Origin of the sequence: Lactobacillus nasalidis, assembly GCF_016587775.1 — a bacterium.
Lineage (GTDB): Bacteria > Bacillota > Bacilli > Lactobacillales > Lactobacillaceae > Lactobacillus > Lactobacillus nasalidis.
Map to the genome: position 1 here is coordinate 1 of NZ_BOCG01000492.1, position 1,794 is coordinate 1,794.

General features: G+C 55.5%; 3 protein-coding genes. 2 read left to right on the plus strand and 1 reads right to left on the minus strand.

Annotated features, from left to right (window positions below; all coding sequences use genetic code 11):
- On the plus strand, positions 1–166 hold a 166-nt coding region (locus lacNas_RS09540), incomplete at its 5' end, for an HAD family hydrolase (RefSeq protein WP_201335876.1).
- Positions 167–307: 141 nt separating this feature from the next.
- Positions 308–775 carry a large conductance mechanosensitive channel protein MscL gene (gene mscL / locus lacNas_RS09545; RefSeq protein WP_201330551.1) on the plus strand — a complete coding sequence of 156 codons (468 nt, stop codon included), beginning with the start codon at positions 308–310 and terminating at the stop codon, positions 773–775.
- A 73-nt stretch (positions 776–848) separates the two neighbouring features.
- On the opposite strand, the gene pncB is transcribed toward mscL, so the two are convergent.
- The coding region (gene pncB, locus lacNas_RS09550; RefSeq protein WP_201346809.1) for a nicotinate phosphoribosyltransferase at positions 849–1,794 on the minus strand (946 nt) is incomplete at its 5' end.

The window sequence follows — 1,794 nt, forward strand, 5'->3', positions numbered from 1 at the left end:
CAGCTTCAACGACCTGCCCATGATCCAGGCCGCCGGCACCGGCGTCGGGGTGGCCAACGTCAGCCCGGAAATGCGGGGAGAATGCGACCGGATCACGGAAAGGACCTTTGACCAGGGAGCGGTCGCGGAAGCGATTGAGCGCTGGGTTTTGCCGGATTATGAGTGAGGCGGCCGCGGAAAAGCTCATTGCCGCCAGCTTAAAAAGTGGCACTGGCAGCGGGTGGCCCGGGAATGATATAATTAGGTCGCTATTTATAGCAGAATAAGCAGTCAGTGATCATATTTTTTCGGGAGTATAACAGTAAACATGCCAAAGCGAATCAATCTGCCAGACGGCCAGCAGGCCGTCGAATCTACCAAGGGCTTCTTCGGGGAGTTCAAGGCCTTCATCTCTAAGGGCAACGTGATGGACATGGCCGTCGGTATCATCATCGGCGGTGCCTTCACCACCATCGTCAAGTCCCTGGTCAGCGACATCATCAGTCCTCTTTTGGGTCTGGTCGGCGGGATGAATTTTGACCAGTTCTCGCTGAAATTTGCCGGGGTGACCCTGGCTTACGGGAAGTTCTTGACCGCGGTCATCAACTTCTTGATGATGGCCTTCGTCTTGTTCTTGATCGTCAAGGCCTTCAACCAGGCCGGGTCCTTGATCAAGAGGGAAGAAGAAGCTGAAGAAGAAGCAACGACCAAGGTCTGCCCTTACTGCAAGAGCGAGATCGACATTGAAGCCAGCCGCTGCCCGATGTGCACGTCGCAGCTTGAAGCTGAACAATAAAATAACCGGCAAAAAAACGAAGCCGCTCGACTTGAGCAGCTTCGTTTTTTGCTTATTCAATTGGGCCAGCGGCTTACTTAAGCTTGTGGTCCTTGATCATCTTGGCCTGCAGGTCAGCCAGGGCCGGGGTCAGGTAGACCGGGTAGCGGTCCGGGTTAAGCAGTCTTTGGGTTTCTTCTGGCAGTTCAGCCAGCTTTTCGTACATGTGCTTTTGGATCTTGAAGGTGTCGGTTTCGATTGACTTGGCCTTTGGGCCGACAACGACCTGGGTCAAGAGAACGGCGTCGAAGTCCTTCAAGTCGGCTTCAGTTTCGGTCATCATCGGGTCCATGTTGATACCGGTGAATTCTTCCGGCAATTCTTCATCAGCCAGGGCGATGACGTCGGCGAAGGCATTCTTGGTCCCCTTGTGGTAGAGGCGGTAGGCCTTCTTTTCACCAGGCAGGGTGACCTTTTCTTTGGAGTTGGACAGCTTGATCTTTGGCTGCCATTCCCCGTCGCCGATCTTCAAAGCGGCCAGCTTGAAGACCCCGCTTAAAACTGGTGAGCTGGAGCTGGTGATCAATTGCTCGCCAACGCCGAAGCTGTCAAGCGGCGCGCCTTCTTGGAGAAGGGAGTGGATGACGTTTTCGTTCAAGGCGTTGGAAGCAGTGATGGTAGCTTCCGGGAAGCCAGCGTCGTCCATCATCTTGCGGGCCTTGCGGGACAATTTGGCGATGTCGCCGGAGTCGATCCGGATGCCGAACTTCTTGTGGCCCTTGGCGCGGAGCTCCTTGAAGACCTTGATGGCATTCGGCACGCCGCTGGTTAAGACGTCGTAAGTGTCGACCAAAAGCAAGGCGTTGTCCGGGTAGACTTCAGCCCACTTTTCAAAGGCTTCAAGTTCAGTCGGGTAGCTTTGCACCCAGGCGTGGGCCATGGTGCCGGCAACCGGGATGTTGTACTTGGCTGCTGACAAGACGTTGCTGGTTGACCCGCAGCCGCCGATAACGGCAGCTCTGGCGCCCAGAACGGAAGCG

Coding starts and splice junctions, on each gene's coding strand:
- mscL (WP_201330551.1), top strand. CDS start 308: ATGCCAAAGCGAATCAATCTGCCAGACGGCCAGCAGGCCGTCGAATCT.